Source organism: Collimonas pratensis (assembly GCF_001584185.1).
GTDB lineage: Bacteria > Pseudomonadota > Gammaproteobacteria > Burkholderiales > Burkholderiaceae_D > Collimonas > Collimonas pratensis.
The window spans coordinates 2,388,222-2,405,978 of sequence record NZ_CP013234.1 but is presented as its reverse complement, the minus strand read 5'-3'; the positions used below and the strand labels follow the sequence as shown (position 1 = coordinate 2,405,978).

Sequence of the window (17,757 nt, the reverse complement as noted above, 5' to 3'; positions counted from 1 at the left end):
GCACGGGCCGGATTTGCTGCGCAGTCAAACAGATTGCGGCCGGCCGTAGCTATTGCCTGGGCCGGCCTGCTGTCACTTGGCCAGCACCACGCGGCCGCCCTTGACTTCGCCGATCACCACCAAATTCGGCTTGATCGCCTCATGGTCGTCATGGCTGAACGGCTTGGAGTAGTTGGTGACAACGCCTTCCACCGTACCGTTCAGGTTTTCCAGCGCTTCCCGGATCTTGACGCCGTCGGTGCTGCCGGCCTGCTTGATGGCAGCCGCCAGCAGATAGATCGAGTCATAGCCCTGGGCCGCGGAAACCGGGGACGGCATGCGATCGATCTTGTAGGCTTTCTGATAGGCTTCGATGAAGGCCTTGCGCTTAGGCGAGCTTGGATCCTGGATGAAGGTTTGCGGCATGCGCGTACCGTCGCCGTTCTTGCCGGCGTTATCGATGAAGTTCCCCATCGACAAAGTCCAGCTGCCGACGATAGGTACTTTCCAGTTGAGTTTTTCCATGCCGTTGGCAATCTGCGCCAGCTCAGGGCCGATGCCATAGGTCAGCACGACTTCGGCGCCGCCCTGCTTGGCTTTCAGCAGCTGCGCCGTCATGTCGACGTCTTTCAGGTTGTATTTTTCAACGGCGACCGGCTTGATGCCCTTGGCAGCCAGGGCTCGCTCCAGGTCTTCGCGGCCGAGCTGGCCGTAGTTGGTGGAATCCGCCAGGATCGCTACCTTGGTATGCTTCTGCCGCACGACCGCTTCGTCGACGATCATGGCCGACTGGATAGTGTCGTTGGCGGCGTTACGGAAAACGTAGTTATCCTTGTTCTCAGGCCCGACGAACTGCTTGGTGACGATGCTGCCGGTGGCGACGTTGTTCATGACCGGGATCTTGGCTTCCTGGTAGAAGCGCTGCGAGGCCAGGGCGACCCCGGTGTTGATGAAGCCCACCGTGCTGACCACTTTTTCCTTGTTGATCAGTTCCTGCGCAACCTGCACCCCGCGCTCATTCTTGGCTTCGTCGTCGCGCTCGACCAGTTGCAGCTGCCGTCCCAGTACGCCGCCATGGGCGTTGATGTCGGCTACCGCCAGCTTGACGCCGTCGCGCATGGAAACACCCATTGGTGCGGAGCCGCCGGTGAAAGGTCCGCTGACGCCGATCTTGATAGGTTCCGCCGCCATGCCAGCCAACGACCAGCTCATCAGCGCTGCCGCCACACACGCTTTGCTTATGGTGTTCATGCTATCTCCTCTGTATTTTTTATAAGATAAGTACCGGCATGCACAAATACCGAAGTACTCGATTAACGTAAAACCCCGCCTAGCTTACTGTAAAAAAATATTATCTGTATACAGATTGCCCCAGCATTTCAGGCCACCCTTACAGCTTCCTGACAGCGGGCCGCCTTTAGGTTTTTATGGCAAATATAGAGAGTATGTTGCGGAGCGCATGCCGCCGGTTGCTTTTCTACAGACGAAAAAAATCCCCGGCGAACCGGGGATTTTTGCGATGCTGATTCAGCGACTAATTAAATTAGATAGCTTGAATGTTCGAAGCTTGCTTACCCTTTGGGCCAGCAGTAACTTCGAAAGAAACACGTTGGTTCTCTTGCAGCGACTTGAAGCCGGAAGAATTGATTGCGGAGAAGTGCGCGAACAGATCTTCACCACCTTCGTCAGGAGTAATAAAACCAAAACCCTTCGAATCATTGAACCACTTTACGATACCAGTTGCCATTACATTTCCTATTTCAGTTAAGTTGGGCTGTCGCCCGTTAGATCGTTTGAAGCAAGAAAGAAATGACAGACTAATACTGCACTACTAGCTCGAATCTTAAACGATGTCTCATTATAACCGATAATTTTATTAAAAGCACCGGCTCAGTAAATAAAAGTTGGGTTGGGAGAAAGAGTTGTCTTTTCAACTGCCGTCCGCGACTCCCTGCGACGCCTCCGTGCCCTGTTTTCAGCGAGAGGCTTATATAACTAAAACACATAACAAAAAGAAATTATTGTGTTTTGATAATTATATGCGCAGCCATAGAATAGGCTCAGCCTTAGTTACTTCTTACCTCTTACTTCTTAGTTACCAGCCTTACTTCACACCGATTGGGAGATCGCATGTTTCAGCTTTCCAAAAAGAAAGTACTTGTCCTGGCTTTCGCCGGCCTGAGCACCTTGGCCTCTTTGAGCCCCGCAGCCAGTTACGCCGCAGATCTGAAGATCGGATTATATGCCGATGTCTCCACCCTGGATCCGCATTTCAACAATATCGCGCCAAATATCTCGCTTTCTTCGCATCTGTTCGATGCCTTGGTGAATGTGGACGCCAACGGCCAGCTGATTCCCGGCTTGGCGACCTCTTGGAAAACCATCGATCCGCTGACCTGGGAGTTCAAGCTGCGGCGTGGCGTCAAGTTCAGCGACGGCTCCGACTTGACTGCGGAAGATGTTGTATTTTCGCTGGACCGCCCCGCCACCCTGACTACCAGCCCCGGCCCGTTCACCAGCTACACCAAGCAGATCGTCAGCAAGCAGGTGGTCGATCCGTATACAGTGCGCCTGAAAACCGCCACCCCTTACGGCCCGCTGGCGCTGGATGTCAGCACGATTTTCATCGTTTCCAAGAAAGCTGCGCAAAACGCCACGACCGACGACTTCAACAGCGGCAAGGCGCTGGTCGGCACCGGCCCCTTCAAGTTCGCTAGCTTCAAGCGTGGCGACAGCATCGAACTGGTGCGCAACGATGCCTACTGGGGCGAGAAACCGGCGTGGGACAAAGTCACCTTCCGCATCCTGACTTCTGACGGCGCGCGCCTGGCAGCCTTGCTGGCGGGCGAAGTCGACGCCATCGAAAACGTACCGCCGGCCGACTTGCCCAAACTGAAGAGCAATCCGAAATTCACGCTGGCGCAAAAGATTTCCTGGCGCACCATTTTCTGGACCCTGGACCAGTCGCGCGACAAGTCGCCCGATATCACCGACAAGAACGGCAAGCCGCTCGACAAGAATCCCTTGAAAGATGTACGCGTACGGCAAGCGATTTCCAAGGCCATCAACCGCCAGGCGCTGGTTGACCGTACGCTGGAAGGACTGGCGGTGCCGGCCTCGAACATCGTCGCACCTGGCATCCTGGGTTACGCCGATACGCTCAAGGTGGAAAAATACGATCCCGAAGGCGCCAAGAAACTGCTTGCAGCAGCCGGTTATCCGAACGGCTTCGGCATTACCCTGCACGGTCCCAACAACCGTTATATCAACGATGAGCGCGTAGTACAAACCGTGGCGCAATTCCTCAACCGGGTCGGCATCCAGGCCAAGGTCGAAACGCTGCCGCTGGCGGTCTACTTCGGCAAGGCACGCGCCGGCGACTACAGCGCCGCGCTGCTGGGCTGGGGCACGCTGGCGGGCGACTTCGGCCTGCGCACCCTGCTCGGCACCACCAACCCGGATACCGGCTGGGGCTCCTGGAACTGGGGCAAGTACAGCAATCCGAAACTCGACCAGCTGGTGCAATCCTCGCTCGCATCCGTCGACCAGAAGCAGCGCCAGAATTTTGCCCGCCAGGGCGCGGTGGTTGCGCTCAGCGATTACGCTGTGATCCCGCTCTATCATCAATACGCCACCTGGGCGTTGCGCAAAGGCTTGAAATATACCCCGCGCACGGATGAATTTACTTTTGCTTATCAATTCCGTCCGGAATAGCCACACGCTACAAAAAAGCCGCTGAAGTTAGCGGCTTTTTTTACGGGATCGGCATATCCTATGGCCTTGCCCTGCTTCGCTGCTTCGCTCAATTGCCCCACCTTGCCATCGCATAATGACTACCCCCGCTCCCACGCCCCCTGTCCCCGAAACCGAAACCGAATCCGTCCTGCGCCATCGCCCCTTTACCCTGTTCTGGGGTGCGCGCGTTGCCTCCACCCTCGCCAACCAGATGCAGATTGTCGCCGTCGGCTGGCAGGTGTATCAGCTCACCCACAGCGCTTTCGACCTCGGCATGGTCGGCCTGGTGCAGTTTCTGCCAGCCCTGGTGCTGGCGCTGGTGGTCGGCCATGTCGCCGACCGCTACGACCGCCGCAAGATTGCCCGCATCTGCCTGTTCATCGAAGGCCTGGCCGCCGCCGCGCTGGCTATCGGCAGTTACCACGGCTGGCTGACCAAGGAAGTCATCTTTGCCATCGTGTTCGTGATCGGCGCCACCCGCGCCTTTGAATCGCCGACCTTGCAGGCGCTGGTGCCGGGACTGGTGCCGCCGCGCCTGCTGCCGCGCGCGATCGCCTGGTCGGCCTCGGCCACGCAAACCGCGGTGATCATCGGACCGGCGTTGGGCGGCTTTATCTACGTTCTGGGACCAAGCGCCGTGTACGCCAGCAGCAGCACCCTGTTCCTGATGGCCAGCCTGCTGGTGGCGCTGATCCGCATCGAAAGCGTGTTGCCGCGGCGCGAACCCGCCACCGTCAAATCCGTGCTGGCGGGGATTGCTTTCATCAGGAGCCGGCCGGCCATCCTGGGGGCGATTTCGCTAGACCTGTTCGCGGTCCTGCTGGGCGGCGCCACCGCCTTGCTGCCGATCTATGCGCACGACATCCTGTCCACCGGCCCGCTCGGCCTCGGCCTGCTGCGCTCAGCACCGGCGGTCGGTGCTTTATCCATGGCCATTTTCCTGGCGCGCAGGCCCTTGAGCCGCAAGGTCGGCCGCAGCATGTTTACCGCGGTCGCCATCTTCGGTATGGCGACAGTGGTATTTGCGCTGTCGCGCTCGTTTGCCTTGTCGCTGGCGGCATTGGTGGTGCTCGGCGCTTCCGACATGATCAGCGTGGTGGTGCGCTCTTCCTTTGTGCAGCTGGAAACGCCAGACCATATGCGCGGCCGCGTCAGCGCCGTCAATTCGGTGTTCATCGGCACCTCCAACCAGCTGGGTGAATTCGAATCCGGCGTGACCGCGGCCTGGCTGGGACCGGTGCATGCAGTGGTGCTGGGCGGCGTCGGCACCATCGTTGTGGTGCTGCTGTGGATACGGCTGTTCCCTACCTTGTTCAAGCTTGACCGGCTGGCCGATCCGCATGCGCAAGCGGCCGCCAACCCCGAACCGTCGTCCGCCGGCGCAGCCAAGGCTGGCTAAGCCCAGCGGGCCGCGGCCTGCAGCGAAACGCGCTTGCGGCTATACTCTCTATCCTCTTTTTAGAGTATGGCGCGCGACGCGATTATCAGTCCAGACCGCCACCGGCACGGCAAACGCCGGTCGCCCTGTATTTGCGCACATCATTCAATTCTTATCCGGCCCGCAGCAAAGGAAGCATCAATGCAATATCGTGAACTGGGACACAGCAATCTCAAAGTCAGCCTGATCACACTGGGCACCATGACCTGGGGCGAACAAAACAGCGAGACCGAAGCGCATGCGCAGATCGAGCTGGCGCTGGCGCATGGCGTCAACCTGATCGACACAGCGGAAATGTATCCCGTGCCGCCGCGCGCCGAGACCCAAGGCTTGACCGAACGCTACCTCGGCAGCTGGCTGAAAAAATCCGGCAAGCGCGACCAGGTGATGATCGCCACCAAGGCCACCGGACCGGCGCGCAAGCCGCACAATCCGCGCCACGTACGCGGCGGCATCAACAACTTCGACCGCAAGGGTCTGACCGAAGCCCTCAACGGCAGCCTGGAACGGTTACAGACGGACTATGTCGACCTCTACCAGTTGCACTGGCCGGACCGCCGCGTGAATTCTTTCGGCACGCTGAACTACAACCACATCGCCGATGAAGATACGGTGCCGATCGAAGAAACGCTGACCATCCTGGCCGACTTCATCAAGGCCGGCAAGGTACGCCATATAGGCATATCGAATGAAACCCCTTGGGGCATTGCGCAATTTTTGCGAGCTGCGGAAAAATACGATCTGCCGCGCGTGGTCAGCATCCAGAACCCGTACAGCCTGCTGAACCGCACTTTCGAAATCGGCCATTCGGAATTTGCCTACCGCGAACAAGTCGGCCTGCTGGCCTACTCGCCGCTCGCCTTCGGCGTACTGTCGGGGAAATACCTGGATGGCGCGCGCCCTGCCGGCGGCCGTTTGACCTTGTTTGAACGCTTCAGCCGCTATACCAATCCGCAAGTCAACCGCATCATCGGTGACTATGTTGCGCTGGCCAAAAAGCATAATCTGGATCCGGCGCAAATGGCGCTGGCCTTCGTCAACAGCCGCGGTTTCCTGACCAGCAACATCATCGGCGCCACCACCATGGAGCAACTGCAAAGCAACCTGAATAGCGTGAATCTCACGCTGGATGAAGAGATTTTGCGCGAGATCGAAGCGATTCATTCGCGCCAGCCTAACCCCGCTCCCTGAACCCGCAGCCCGGCTGAAGCACAGCCAAGCCGGGCCGGCAATCAATCCTCCGGACTGACGTCCGACCACACCGACGCCGGACCGCCGCCGGCCACGATCTCCACCGGACGGCTGGCATAGCGCCTGGCCAGCACCGCGCACACCATCAGTTGAATCTGGTGAAACAGCATCAGCGGCAATACGATCATGCCCACGGTATGGCCGGCAAACAAGACCTTGGCCATCGGCACGCCGCTGGCCAGGCTTTTCTTCGATCCGCAAAAGACGATGGTGATCTCGTCTTCCTTGCTGAAGCCCATGCGGCGGCTGGCGAAGGTGGCGATGCTGAGCATCGCAAACAGCAGCAGCGACACCACCACGATCAGCCCCACCAGGGACACCGGCGGCAGCTGCTGCCACAAGCCCTGCACCACCGCTTCGCTGAAGGCGGTATACACCACCAGCAGGATCGAGCCCTGGTCGACGATTTTCAAGATGATCTTGTGCTTTTCGATCCAGCCGCTGATCCAGCGCCGCGCGATCTGGCCGGCTACAAACGGCACCAGCAGCTGCAGCACGATGTTCATGATGGAATCGAAAGAGCCCTTGCCCTGGCCGTGCGCCACCACCACCAGCCCTACCAGCACCGGCGTCAGGAATATCCCCAGCAGGTTGGAAGCCGAAGCGCTGCACACCGCCGCCGGCACATTGCCGCGCGCGACCGAAGTAAAGGCAATCGACGATTGCACGGTAGACGGCAAGGTGCATAAAAACAGGATACCCAGATACAGGTCGGGCGTAACCAGCGGCAGCAAGGCCGGCTTCAGCACCAGCCCCAGCAGCGGAAATAAAACGAAAGTGGCAAGCAGCACCGTCAAGTGCAAGCGCCAGTGCAGCGCTCCCTGCACCACCGCCTCGCGCGACAGCTTGGCGCCATGCAGGAAAAACAGCAGGCCGATGGCCAGCGTGGTAATCAGGTTGAAAGACTGCGCAACCTGGCCACGGGCGGGAACAAGACTGGCAATGAGAACGGTAGTCACCAGCAACAACGTGAAGTTGTCGGGCAGGAAGCGGGGGCGAGCCATGATAAAAAAGGTCAGCTAAAGTTGAAAAGAGGCTTCCCGCCCGCGGCCGTGCTTCATGGATGGAAGGCGACGCAGAAAACATGGACGGGATAACAACCTCATTTTACGCATTAACCGCGGCAAGCAGCGGAGGATTTCCGTTTTAAGCGCATAACGATGAGGAAGCGATGGGTATTTACCACAGCCAGAACATCAGCAGCCAGGCGAAATTGACCAGCGCCAGGCCGGCGATGACCGGCGCCATGCTCGCCAGCCGGCGTCCGACAGACGCCGTGTAGCGGCCGGTAACCCGCCACGCCAGCCAGACGCTCCACAAGGTGGTGGCGACCAGCAGGAGCGCGCGCAAGTCATTGGCCCAGAATACCGGCAGATGCTCGCCGCGCAGCAAGCTGATGGTGGTGGCCGACAAGCCGACAAACACGCCGCAGCCGGCCAGCGGAATGGTGGCTTGCACCAGATGGTTGAAACGCTTGCGGTCCCAGTTGCCGAGCACGCGGCTGCTGAGGGCAAACAGCAAGCTCAACGCGGTACCGAGCACCAGGCCGGTGGTCAGGATGTAGGCAATCACCAGGCCGCCATCGAGCCAGCTGAAAACGTCGTTTTGCGCCGGGTAATTAGTGAACACCCACCATGGCGCATGCGTATCGAAAGGCCACATGATGTCGCGGTCGATCAGCCAGGTGGCGATGATCTGCTTGACCTGCACGAACCAAGGGCTGGCCGACCAATGGAAGGCGCCGATGGCGATGCCCATCAGGCCGTACAGCGCCAGGGCGCTTTCCCACAGGCTGTTTTGCTGCTCGCCATGGCGTACGATTTCTTCAGTCGGCGCGCGCCAGGTCAGTTCGATGGCGTCGCGATGGCCGCTGCAGCGACCGCACATATGGCAGTCGGCCGCCCCCTTCATCGCCCGCAAAGGAACCAGCGGCGCGCAATTGACCGGAATCACGGTGCGCCCTTGGGTATGGCTGTGGGTGCCGTAAGAAGCACGCCAGGCGGTTTCATTGACCTTGTAATGGAAAGGCGCCAGCTTGGCCAGCAAGCCGAACACGCCGTTCACCGGGCACAGGTACTTGCACCAGACGCGCTTGTCGCGGCCATACAGATAACCGACGATGATGGCGCCGAAGGTTGAGCCGCCCAGCACCAGCAGCACCGCCTTCGGATATTGATAGACACTGACCATCTGGCCGTACACCGTGGTCAAGGCAAAGGCCACGAACGGCCAGCCGCCCCAGCGCATCCAGTGGGGGATCGCCTTGCCGAGACCGTGGCGGCTGGCGAATTCGGTCAGCGCCCCTTCCGGACACAGCACACCGCACCAGACGCGCCCCATCAGCACCATGCTGATCAGCACGAACGGCCACCAGATGCCCCAGAAGGCAAACTGCGCGATCAGGGTCAGGTTCGACCAGATGTGCGCGGTCTCGTCCGGCAACGGCAGGAAGATCGGCACCAGGATCAGGAAGCCGTAGATCAGCACAATTCCCCACTGTATCCAGCGAATCAGCTTCGCGTGGTCCCGCATCCAGTCAGCCGTGCGGGAGAGTCGTGTTGCTTGGGGGATTGCACAAGTAGTCATCAGATCATTTCGCTGGAATTGCTTTAGGCCGGGCGCGTTTCAGGAACAGCAGCACAGCCACCCAGTATGCCGCGTATACCAGCAGGCTCATCAGCGCAGGCTGCGCGCGATAGCCGGTCAGCGTGGAGACCAGGTTGCCAAACGTGGTCGTATCGTCGAGCAGGCGGGAACTGTCCCAGACCGGATCGATCAGCGTCGGGATCAGATCCAGTGACATCAGGCGTTCGATACCGGTCAACAGCAAGCCTGCCGCCAGGAACAGCAAGATGATTTCGGTGACTTGAAAGAAGCGGCGCCAAGAGAAAATTTTACCACCGAGCTGCAGCAGATAGAAAGTCAGGAAAGCCAGCGCAAAGCCCAGCACCGCCGCCAATATCATCGCGCCGGCGGTTTCGCCTTGCTGCGCCAGGCCGAGGCCGTACAAAAAGATCACGGTTTCGCTACCCTCGCGCGCAATCGCCAGCGCCGCCAGCGCAAACACGCCCCACCAGCTGGCCTTCTGCAGATTTTCACTGAGCGAGGTTTCCATGTCGCGCTTGAGCGTGCGGCCGTGCTTGCGCATCCAGAACACCATCTGCACGATCAGGATGGCCGCCAGAATCACCATCACGATCTGGAAATAATCCTGGGCATCGCCAGACAATAGCTCGCTGAAGCCCAGCAATGCCGCGCCCAGGCCGATCGCCCCAAGCACACCGACGCCGACGCCGCCCCACAGATAAGGCAGGCCGCGACGCGCATCCGCGCCGCCGTTCTTCAGCCACGCATGCAAAATACCCACCACCAGCAAAGCCTCGACGCTTTCGCGCCAGACAATGAATAAAACCTGGCCCATTCCAAATCTCCAGTCAAGCGGTGCCGCACCCTTCGGCGCCGCGCCGCAAATATCTACAAAGCAAACAACTCAGCCTCTATATATAGAGGCTCTTATTTGGCGACGATGACGCCCTGCGCCGTGGCATGGAAATCATCGAAGAACTTGTATTCGCCCGGCGACAGCGGTGCAATCACCACAAACGATTCCGCGCCCGGCGCCAGCACTTTTTCCTTGCGCAGCTGGACGCTTTCGAACTCCACCGCCGACTTGCCGGCATTAATGATTTCGATTTTGATTTTTTTACCGGCCGGCACTTCGATCCGCGCCGGATTCAAGACGCCATCCTTCATTTCCAGCTTGAAGGTCGGCAAATCGGCAGCCATCGAAACCGCCGCCGCAAAAAATAAACAAATACCAAACAAGCCGCGCGCTTTGGCAGACACCATGGTCATGCTCTCCGATCGAAAATTCATGAGAGATTAATATCCGCCTTTTTTACCGACACCGGCGAAGGTAAATTCATTCACCACTTCGAACGGCTTGAACCAGGCAGCGACACCGGTTTCCTTATCTACGTGGCGGCCGAAGTGCGCGCCGGCATTAGCCGACGGCGGCGAGATGATCATCTTCAAGGTGTACTTGCCCGGCCCCATCAGCTTGACGTTGTCGCCGTAGTGCGGACCGTCGCTGGCCACCATCGGCATCATGTCGCCCTTGACCACCTGGGTCGAACCGGCTTTGCTGAATTCGTAAGAGATGACCAGATTAGGCATCCAGTCGCCTTCGGCAAAACCGTTGGGGTTGTTCTTGACCGCATGGATGTCCGCCTCAAGGTGAATGTCCGACAGCTCCGCCTTGCGCATCATGCCTTCTGGTTCCATCTTGATCGGTTGCAGGTAAACAGCGGCAATCTCCAGGCCGTTCATGATTTGCTGCTTGCCAATCGGATACTCAGCCGCTGTCGCAGCGCCGGCAATGCCAAGAGATAACAATACAGCTGCCGCAATGACTTTTACCTTCATGTGATCAACCTTCTTTCTTGAGTTCTTATAAAGCTCTTATAAAGCAAATGATAATGATTATTGTTTGATTATATCACCGGGGAGATTTCCGTATTTACCCGCGCCTCATAGGCAAGCTTTCAAAAAAAATGACAATTAAATGCAAAAAAGGCTTCCCAATCTGCAATTGTTCAGGCATAGTAACGGACTTGGTTGAGCGCAAGCAGAAAAAGAGTTTTACCTCTGCAAGCGAAGCGAAATATGAAGTTTTTAAATATTTTCCTCTTCCAAAATAAACAAAGATCGTATATAATTTTGTTTTTCGCGGCTGTAGCTCAGCTGGATAGAGTACTTGGCTACGAACCAAGGGGTCGTGGGTTCGATTCCTGCCAGCCGCACCAGTAATTCGAGGGGTTGCAAGAGAAATCTTGCAACCCCTTTCTGGTTTACATCGCCCTACTACAGCCAAATTGCAGCCATCATTGATCGCTAACTGACTGTACCCACTGCGCCAGATGATCCGCTGACAGGTGTGCGTATCGTTGTACCATTTCCATAGTTTCTCATCCCCCTAGCTCTTTTAATACATAGTAGTGGCGTTCCGCGCTGAACGTGCCAGCTCGCCCATGTGTGTCGCAAATCGTGCCAACGAAAATTGCTGATACCTACTTTTTTCATGGCATTTTTCCATGCCAACGTGCCAGTCTGATGCACCGGCTTGCCCCGAAATACAAAAACGGCATCGATGAATTCCTTTTTCCACTTTGCGGATTTTTGTTGCAGCAACACAGTGACAGCAACTTCAGACAGCGGAACTGGAATTGCCTTTCGCGCCTTGGCTTCGTCCGGATGAATCCAAGCCATCTTCCGCCCCAAATCGATCTGAGACCATTGCAAACCGGTCACGTTTGCACGACGCAATCCGGTTTCAAGACTGAAGAGCGCCATGTCGGCCAAGTGCTTAGGCGAGGCCGCTACAAGCAGCCTTGCCTGCGCCTGCGTGAGCCAGCGAATCCTTTTTGTCGGCTCAGGCAGCATTGCGACTTTCGGCATGCGACCTATCCACTCCCAATCAACCGCGGCATTAAGAACTGATGCAAGCACCTCAAGCACACGATTAACCGTTGAAGGCTTCACTTTTCGACTGGTCGCTTTCAGTCCACTCTTAGTCTTGACCATGACATACTCAGCGTGCTTGATTGACGCAAGCTTATCCACCAATCCGCGATCAATAGCAGCCAATTCCCCCCCCCCTCCAAATGCTGCCCAAGTAAACGCAAATGAACTTTGATAGTTTCTACGCTTGCGGCCTCCTCCCTATTAGAGACAAATCGCACAACGGCCTCATTCCAGGTGAAGCTCGGCTTATGCAACGAGAACATCCAATCCTTTATGGAGTTGTGCACATCATGACCAGAAAGCAGCAACGGCGCGCCGCACAGCACGCCGAGACATCACCGGCGCCGCCGGCAGACATACCCCGCGCCGGCGGCGGCATGGGAGCGTTTAGCTTTGGTGATCCGACACCGGTCCTCGATCACAGCGGGTGCTGGACTGTTTTGAGTGCGGGCTCAACGGCAAGTGGTACGAGCCGCCTGTCAGCCTGGCTGGCCCGGCGAAATCGTTTCACGCCAGCGTCCACCACAGCAGCGCCATTTATTTTAAGACCAATATCCTGAGTTCGACATTCATCCCGCACAAGTACCTGTCGCGGGATACGTTTAAACGTTTCGTGTTGGATTTCCTGACCTTCGGCAATGGCTATCTGGAGAAGCGCACCAGCCTAAGCCGCCTGCCCCTGCAGCTAAACCACTCCCTGGCGAAGTACATGCGACGCGGCAAGGATCTCGATACCTACTATTTTGTGTCGGGATGGCAGCAAGAATATGCCTTCGACAAGGGATCCGTTTTCCATTTGATGGACCCGGATCTGAACCAGGAGGTGTACGGCGTGCCGCAATACCTGAGCGCCCTGCAGTCGGCCTGGCTGAATGGTAATCCCCCCACAAAAAAGCATCAGTTAAAAGTAGAATTTTCTTAAATGCGATTTTGAGGAAGTTTTACATGAAGACATCACGCTTTACCGAAAGTCAGATCATCAACATCCTGAAGCAGGCCGAGGCCGGCACGCCAGTGCCGGAGCTTTGTCGTGAGCATGGGATGAGTTCGGCCTCGTTCTACAAGTGGCGGAGCAAATACGGTGGCATGGACGCGTCGATGATGACGCGGATGAAAGAGTTGGAAGATGAGAACCGTCGGCTCAAGAAGATGTACGCCGAAGAGAAGCTCAAGGCCGAGATCATTTCGGAGGCGATGCAAAAAAAGTGGTGAAGCCATCTCACCGACGTGAGATGGCACAGGCGGCAGTTCGAGCGCATGGAATCAGTGTCAGCAGCGCATGCGCGACTTTCGCGATCAGCCAGACCTGTTATCGCTACAAGGCAAAGCTATCGGAAGATAACGAGCGTGTCGCGGACTGGTTAATCCGGCTGACCGCGAACCAACGCAACTGGGGCTTTGGCCTTTGCTTCCTGTATCTGCGCAATGTCAAAGGATTCGGCTGGAACCACAAGCGCGTCTATCGGATATATCGAGAGCTGGAGTTGAATTTGCGGATTAAACCAAAAAAGCGGCTTACCAGGGAAAAACCCGAACCGTTGTCGGTGCCAACGTCGATCAACGACGTCTGGTCAATGGATTTCATGCACGATCAGCTTTCGGACGGGCGCAGCATCCGCCTGTTCAACGTAATTGACGACTTTAATCGTGAAGGCTTAGGCATTGACGTCGATTTCTCCCTGCCGGCAGCACGCGTCGTTCGGTCGCTTGACCAAATTATCGAATGGCGGGGAAAGCCGATGACGATCCGCTGTGACAACGGACCCGAATACATCAGTTCGACACTGGCCGCGTGGGCAGAAAAGCGTGGCATCCAGATCAGTTTTATTCAACCAGGACAGCCGCAACAAAATGCTTATATCGAGCGTTACAACAGAACGGTTCGCTATGACTGGCTCGCACATTACCTGTTTGAATCCGTCGATGAGGTTCAGGAATTTGCGACGAAATGGCTCTGGACTTACAATCACGAACGCCCGAACATGGCGCTCGGCGGCATCACCCCGAAGCAGAAATTGGCCCTTGCGGCTTAGCCTCTACTTTTAACTTCGCTTAAAAATGGGGGGATTACCGCGCCACCCGCGACGACGTGTTGGCCGGACATCGCGTGCCGCCTCAGCTGATGGGGATCATGCCGAACAATACCGGCGGGTTCGGCGCGATTGAACCGGCCGCCCGGGTGTTCGCTCGCAACGAGCTGGTGCCGCTGCAATCGCAGTTCATGGCGCTTAACGACTGGCTGGGCATCGAGGTGGTGAAATTTGAAAAATACGAATTACTGACAGGAGATGGAAACAAGCAATGAGCGACATCGCAGACGGCGCCATCTGGCGCGTTGAGAAAGACGTGCAGAACGCCATGGCGCATGCCAGAAAGCAGCCTATGCTGGAAAGTGACGGCCGTTGTCATTTTTGTGATGAAGCCATCGCGAACGCGCTGTTGTTTTGCAATGTGGATTGCCGGAACGATTACGACAAAGAGCAAGCAGCGCTGCGGCGTACAGGGCGGAGATAGCTTAAAAAGCTTCGACATCACATTTTCGAATGATTACCGTCACCTATACCAAGCCGATCGGCATGCACAATCGTCGGCATAATGAAAATGAGTTTGCGCCGTGTTGCCGCTGGTCCATGCGCTTGCATACGAAAATGGCCGCGACGCCAATGTGTACGAACATCGCGGCCATCGCCCTGCCCACCATTCTCATGCTGCTCATCACTGTGCGTGGCAGGGCCGACAATATAACGGTCATACAGCTGGTCAATCTGCTCAAGGCGTTGTGCACGCTTGCGTTTACCCAATCCGGCAAAAATTCGCGGGGCGATACTGTATGGTCGTTCCTGAATCACTTGCGTTTGTTCGAGCGAGAGGTACAGCAACATTTTGACCATATAATCCAGCGTCTTACGCCAACGTAGTTTCGTTTCCTCTGCAGAATCGACTTCCATCTCCCGCCCATCAAGCATCGCCGGCTGCTTTATTGCCTCTGCCAATCCATCCTCAAGGGAACAGTCGCCATCGGCGCGCACACGCAACCACTCCATCCTGAGGCTAGAGTCTGATCGAAACGTTCGCGGCCAAGCAGCGACCGTCAGCCAACGCTGCCTTGTATCTTGATCCGGCCCCGCGTGCTCAAACACCATTATGGCTTGAATGCCATCTGGCTGATCTCTCATTGACGGATCGGGCACAATACAAAGCGCCGATGCGGGTAAACGCAATTTTTCCAGTGGCACGTCGCCGGAGACGTCAGTAAGAGCAAGTAACTTATGAAGCGACGGCGTCGGCTCGTACAACGCACCCTCACGCTGCCAGAACGCCTGACAGAAGATACTATTTGAACCATGCGCTGCAATAGCGCGGCCGGTAGGCGTACTCATCTCACGCGAATAACTATCATCGAGAAAATCAGCCAAGTCGTTATAGAGCTCCAGCGGGGCGTAGCCAATATCGGCTAGTCGCGCAGATAATGTCGCTGCATTTCGACCGGCCATCTGACGAACATTCGTCCAAGCTCGGATGGCACCAGAGGCACGATAACGTACGGGCACAGGCAGGCGCTCAAATTCGGCGTCATCAGCATGTACCGTACAAATTAATGCATGATCAATTGCGGAATCTACCGGGGAAAGAGAAGAAAAGACATCGCAGGTATGAGATTGTGACGAAAGTGCTGAAATGTCTGAGGCCATGAATCACTTTTCCCATAGGAAGAGGATACGTTGCTAAACAGGCATCGTTGACAATGTGCGAGTGGCATAGCAAATTATCATCATCACACTCCTGCAAAATGTCATGCCACAATATTTGGGAAATTCTCGTTCACAAAAGTAATTACAAACTCATTTGGATCTACGGCAATACCTTGTATTTTTGCCTGCGACAAATAGCCTTTCCAGATGCCTTGAATTTGCTCCGGAAGCGACTCGGGAAATTCCATTTGTTTGCTCACAATCTGGAGCCAAGTCCCGCTCGTTCCGTACACTGCGTGGAGCTTTGGCTCCATGAGATGTAGAGTAGTTCGTTGCTTATCATCCAGTTGGCCAATAGCATCGAGTATGAAACATTCCAACAAGCGTAGAAATGGTTTACCTGCATATCTGTCCACGACGTTCCGTTCCTTAAATAAAATCTGGGTTCGCAGTTAAACCAGCTATAAATGCTTCAAAACTATCCGCAACTTTAATCTTTGCTCCATTTTCATCATGAAGATAAAGCCAAACTGACACCACGGGCTCATTAAAATTGAGATAAATCTGATTTCCGCCACCATCTTTGCCAATCGGTAGGTTGCGTGGTCCTAAAACATTAGCCCATCGATCAATAGCTCTTTGAATATTTTCAACCTGTGGATTCGCAAAAGAGTAGAACCAACTAACATCAAAGAAATTTTCCGGACTACTTCCAGGAACTACAAAACTTCCAATTTCGGGATGGCCTCCGTCGACTGTTCTGATAAATGAAACATAGTCATCAGGTATTAAAATACCAAGGCGCGTCTCAATTTCTTCAAATACGACATGGTTTCCATTAAAACCGGTAGATGCGATGCCTTTTATATTGATATTAAGCCGCCCAATATCCAAACGTATCTCCTAATTTTTTGGTGCACCATTTGGAATTGCCCATTCCGAGTACCCGCCAGCAGCGCCTTTGTCCGGATGAAGAACTCGCCACCAAGGTGACCCAGGTGTGTGTTGCTCCTCTGGTACGAGTCTCATTATGCCTACTTCGCCATTCGCTGTCGAGGTGGATGCATGTTCCCAAATCCATCCTTCCGGAGTGGCGCGCCCTCCAACGGACGAAACTGAATTCTGTACGCCAGGAATTAGGTCATCCATCGTCGCAGCAAACTCACTATCAGATTTCAATGAATTGTCTAGCGCTGCATTTGCTCTATTAAATTGGACAGACCGACTCGTCCCGAGATCGGCCGGCTGAAGTTTCATTTCGTACGCGACACTATAAGCAGTCGGGTTCTCAGGGGGAGTCGTCAGAGCTGGGGAATTTTCAGGAATGGACGACACTGCGTCTGCGGCTGTAGCATTGGCGCGTGGAGTAATCCTAACATTTCCGAAATTTGAACCCAGTCCTTCAGTTGAAATTACGTAGTTATTATCAAACCATGCCCCACCTTTCCCTCCGAAAAAGCCGCCAACCAGAGCACCAGCAAATGCCGTAATTTTTTGCCCATCAGAACCTTGCCCAAATATTTCTCCACCAAGCCAGTTTCCACCTGCACCACCTAATAGCCCACCAACTAGTCCAGCGAACGCAACGACTGGGCCGGCCAAGACCACGGCGCTTGCCATACCCATGGCAAAGACCGCCGTGTGAAGCCAACCCGGTACTTCAGGAGAAATCTCATCCGTCTTAACGGTACCACCGCCTATAAAGACGTTTTTTGATCCAGCACTAATCTCGGCATCGCAGCCAGTCTTATCTCCGACACGGGCCGCCGGCATGCTGTTAATAAAAACGTTGCTGCTGCCGGTAGCAATTGGCTTGGGTGGATTGGGATGCTTGCTACAAGCCACCACATCCACATGCGCACGAGCTGCCTTCAGGCTATTAATGTTTGTGTTGCTTGACCCCGATTGCAATATCGCCCCTGAAACCGATTTCGCAAACGACATACTTCCGACGAGTTCCCCCACCCCGGCCCCCATGGCAGCGCCAGCGCCGACGATGGCCACGGCCGCAAGGCCGCCTGTGCCGACAATCGCAATTGCCGCCACCGCAATTGCGGCACCGATGAGCAAGCCGGTCAGAAGGCCCGATAGCGCACTTGTATGCTCAATAGGATCAGTAATTCGGGCAGCGCCTTGCAT

17 protein-coding genes, 1 tRNA gene and 2 pseudogenes are annotated in these 17,757 nt (G+C 55.9%); 8 read left to right on the top strand and 12 right to left on the bottom strand.

Annotated features, from left to right (window positions below):
* Positions 1–72: 72 nt before the first annotated feature.
* On the bottom strand, positions 73–1,230 hold the full coding sequence (locus CPter91_RS10925; RefSeq protein ID WP_061940112.1) for an ABC transporter substrate-binding protein: 1,158 nt from the start codon (positions 1,228–1,230) through the stop codon (positions 73–75).
* Between the two features lie 292 nt (positions 1,231–1,522).
* Complete coding sequence (locus CPter91_RS10920) at positions 1,523–1,726, bottom strand: cold-shock protein (RefSeq protein WP_014005790.1); 204 nt, start codon at positions 1,724–1,726, stop codon at positions 1,523–1,525.
* A 383-nt stretch (positions 1,727–2,109) separates the two neighbouring features.
* Here CPter91_RS10920 and CPter91_RS10915 point away from each other — a divergent pair, with 383 nt between their 5' ends.
* From CPter91_RS10915 to CPter91_RS10905, 3 genes are all read left to right on the top strand, one after another.
* Positions 2,110–3,693, top strand: coding sequence for an ABC transporter substrate-binding protein (locus CPter91_RS10915; RefSeq protein WP_061940110.1), 1,584 nt, complete (start codon positions 2,110–2,112; stop codon positions 3,691–3,693).
* Positions 3,694–3,808: 115 nt separating this feature from the next.
* On the top strand, positions 3,809–5,113 hold the full coding sequence (locus tag CPter91_RS10910; RefSeq protein WP_061940108.1) for an MFS transporter: 1,305 nt from the start codon (positions 3,809–3,811) through the stop codon (positions 5,111–5,113).
* A gap of 180 nt (positions 5,114–5,293) precedes the next feature.
* The gene (locus tag CPter91_RS10905) at positions 5,294–6,343 is read left to right on the top strand and encodes an NADP(H)-dependent aldo-keto reductase (RefSeq protein WP_061940106.1); all 1,050 of its coding nucleotides are present in this window, start codon (positions 5,294–5,296) and stop codon (positions 6,341–6,343) included.
* Positions 6,344–6,384: 41 nt separating this feature from the next.
* On the opposite strand, the gene CPter91_RS10900 is transcribed toward CPter91_RS10905, so the two are convergent.
* The 5 genes from CPter91_RS10900 to CPter91_RS10880 all read right to left on the bottom strand — a co-directional run bounded on the left by CPter91_RS10900 (position 6,385) and on the right by CPter91_RS10880 (position 10,828).
* Complete coding sequence (locus CPter91_RS10900; protein WP_061940104.1) at positions 6,385–7,407, bottom strand: bile acid:sodium symporter family protein; 1,023 nt, start codon at positions 7,405–7,407, stop codon at positions 6,385–6,387.
* A gap of 175 nt (positions 7,408–7,582) precedes the next feature.
* A complete protein-coding gene (locus CPter91_RS10895; protein ID WP_082792768.1) occupies positions 7,583–8,935 on the bottom strand; it encodes a 4Fe-4S binding protein in 1,353 nt (450 codons plus the stop codon).
* 58 nt (positions 8,936–8,993) lie between these two features.
* Entirely contained in the window at positions 8,994–9,824 is an 831-nt protein-coding gene (locus CPter91_RS10890; RefSeq protein WP_061940101.1) for an FTR1 family iron permease, read from the bottom strand.
* Between the two features lie 92 nt (positions 9,825–9,916).
* Positions 9,917–10,252 (bottom strand): cupredoxin domain-containing protein, encoded by a 336-nt coding sequence (locus tag CPter91_RS10885; RefSeq protein WP_099047293.1) that lies wholly within the window; start codon positions 10,250–10,252, stop codon positions 9,917–9,919.
* Positions 10,253–10,285: 33 nt separating this feature from the next.
* Entirely contained in the window at positions 10,286–10,828 is a 543-nt protein-coding gene (locus CPter91_RS10880) for an iron transporter (protein WP_061940096.1), read from the bottom strand.
* A gap of 303 nt (positions 10,829–11,131) precedes the next feature.
* Between CPter91_RS10880 and CPter91_RS10875 the strand changes: the two genes are divergently transcribed.
* Positions 11,132–11,208 (top strand) — tRNA-Arg (locus CPter91_RS10875).
* 78 nt (positions 11,209–11,286) lie between these two features.
* Here the strand turns inward: CPter91_RS10875 and CPter91_RS10870 are convergent.
* Positions 11,287–12,177 (bottom strand): annotated as a pseudogene (locus CPter91_RS10870) (tyrosine-type recombinase/integrase); the annotation flags it as partial.
* A 176-nt stretch (positions 12,178–12,353) separates the two neighbouring features.
* On the opposite strand from CPter91_RS10870, the gene CPter91_RS10865 reads away from it, so the two are divergent.
* From CPter91_RS10865 to CPter91_RS10845, 4 genes and pseudogenes are all read left to right on the top strand, one after another.
* A complete protein-coding gene (locus CPter91_RS10865) occupies positions 12,354–12,848 on the top strand; it encodes a phage portal family protein (protein WP_061940092.1) in 495 nt (164 codons plus the stop codon).
* A gap of 23 nt (positions 12,849–12,871) precedes the next feature.
* A protein-coding gene (locus CPter91_RS10855; RefSeq protein WP_099047292.1) for an IS3 family transposase occupies positions 12,872–13,959 on the top strand; the annotation gives its coding sequence in 2 pieces (ribosomal slippage) (positions 12,872–13,124 and positions 13,124–13,959; 1,089 coding nt in all).
* 44 nt (positions 13,960–14,003) lie between these two features.
* Positions 14,004–14,231 (top strand): annotated as a pseudogene (locus CPter91_RS10850) (phage portal protein); the annotation flags it as partial.
* A complete protein-coding gene (locus CPter91_RS10845) occupies positions 14,228–14,440 on the top strand; it encodes a hypothetical protein (RefSeq protein WP_061940086.1) in 213 nt (70 codons plus the stop codon). The pseudogene CPter91_RS10850 and the gene CPter91_RS10845, both read left to right, overlap by 4 nt.
* A gap of 17 nt (positions 14,441–14,457) precedes the next feature.
* Here CPter91_RS10845 and CPter91_RS10840 read toward each other — a convergent pair whose 3' ends face one another.
* The 4 genes from CPter91_RS10840 to CPter91_RS10830 form a co-directional block, all read right to left on the bottom strand.
* Positions 14,458–15,618, bottom strand: coding sequence for an AcrVA2 family anti-CRISPR protein (locus CPter91_RS10840; RefSeq protein ID WP_150119664.1), 1,161 nt, complete (start codon positions 15,616–15,618; stop codon positions 14,458–14,460).
* Positions 15,619–15,719: 101 nt separating this feature from the next.
* Entirely contained in the window at positions 15,720–16,034 is a 315-nt protein-coding gene (locus CPter91_RS10835) for a hypothetical protein (RefSeq protein WP_061940082.1), read from the bottom strand.
* Between the two features lie 13 nt (positions 16,035–16,047).
* Positions 16,048–16,512: an SMI1/KNR4 family protein gene (locus CPter91_RS25660; RefSeq protein ID WP_167595157.1), complete on the bottom strand. Its 465-nt coding sequence runs from the start codon at positions 16,510–16,512 to the stop codon at positions 16,048–16,050.
* A gap of 9 nt (positions 16,513–16,521) precedes the next feature.
* A complete protein-coding gene (locus tag CPter91_RS10830) occupies positions 16,522–17,757 on the bottom strand; it encodes a PAAR domain-containing protein (RefSeq protein ID WP_082792766.1) in 1,236 nt (411 codons plus the stop codon).

Bases quoted from the DNA above. Each gene is read 5' to 3' on its own strand.
- CPter91_RS10925 (WP_061940112.1), bottom strand. From the start codon at position 1,230: ATGAACACCATAAGCAAAGCGTGTGTGGCGGCAGCGCTGATGAGCTGG.
- CPter91_RS10920 (WP_014005790.1), bottom strand. From the start codon at position 1,726: ATGGCAACTGGTATCGTAAAGTGGTTCAATGATTCGAAGGGTTTTGGT.
- CPter91_RS10915 (WP_061940110.1), top strand. From the start codon at position 2,110: ATGTTTCAGCTTTCCAAAAAGAAAGTACTTGTCCTGGCTTTCGCCGGC.
- CPter91_RS10910 (WP_061940108.1), top strand. From the start codon at position 3,809: ATGACTACCCCCGCTCCCACGCCCCCTGTCCCCGAAACCGAAACCGAA.
- CPter91_RS10905 (WP_061940106.1), top strand. From the start codon at position 5,294: ATGCAATATCGTGAACTGGGACACAGCAATCTCAAAGTCAGCCTGATC.
- CPter91_RS10900 (WP_061940104.1), bottom strand. From the start codon at position 7,407: ATGGCTCGCCCCCGCTTCCTGCCCGACAACTTCACGTTGTTGCTGGTG.
- CPter91_RS10895 (WP_082792768.1), bottom strand. From the start codon at position 8,935: ATGCGGGACCACGCGAAGCTGATTCGCTGGATACAGTGGGGAATTGTG.
- CPter91_RS10890 (WP_061940101.1), bottom strand. From the start codon at position 9,824: ATGGGCCAGGTTTTATTCATTGTCTGGCGCGAAAGCGTCGAGGCTTTG.
- CPter91_RS10885 (WP_099047293.1), bottom strand. From the start codon at position 10,252: ATGGTGTCTGCCAAAGCGCGCGGCTTGTTTGGTATTTGTTTATTTTTT.
- CPter91_RS10880 (WP_061940096.1), bottom strand. From the start codon at position 10,828: ATGAAGGTAAAAGTCATTGCGGCAGCTGTATTGTTATCTCTTGGCATT.
- CPter91_RS10845 (WP_061940086.1), top strand. From the start codon at position 14,228: ATGAGCGACATCGCAGACGGCGCCATCTGGCGCGTTGAGAAAGACGTG.
- CPter91_RS10840 (WP_150119664.1), bottom strand. From the start codon at position 15,618: ATGGCCTCAGACATTTCAGCACTTTCGTCACAATCTCATACCTGCGAT.
- CPter91_RS10830 (WP_082792766.1), bottom strand. From the start codon at position 17,757: ATGCAAGGCGCTGCCCGAATTACTGATCCTATTGAGCATACAAGTGCG.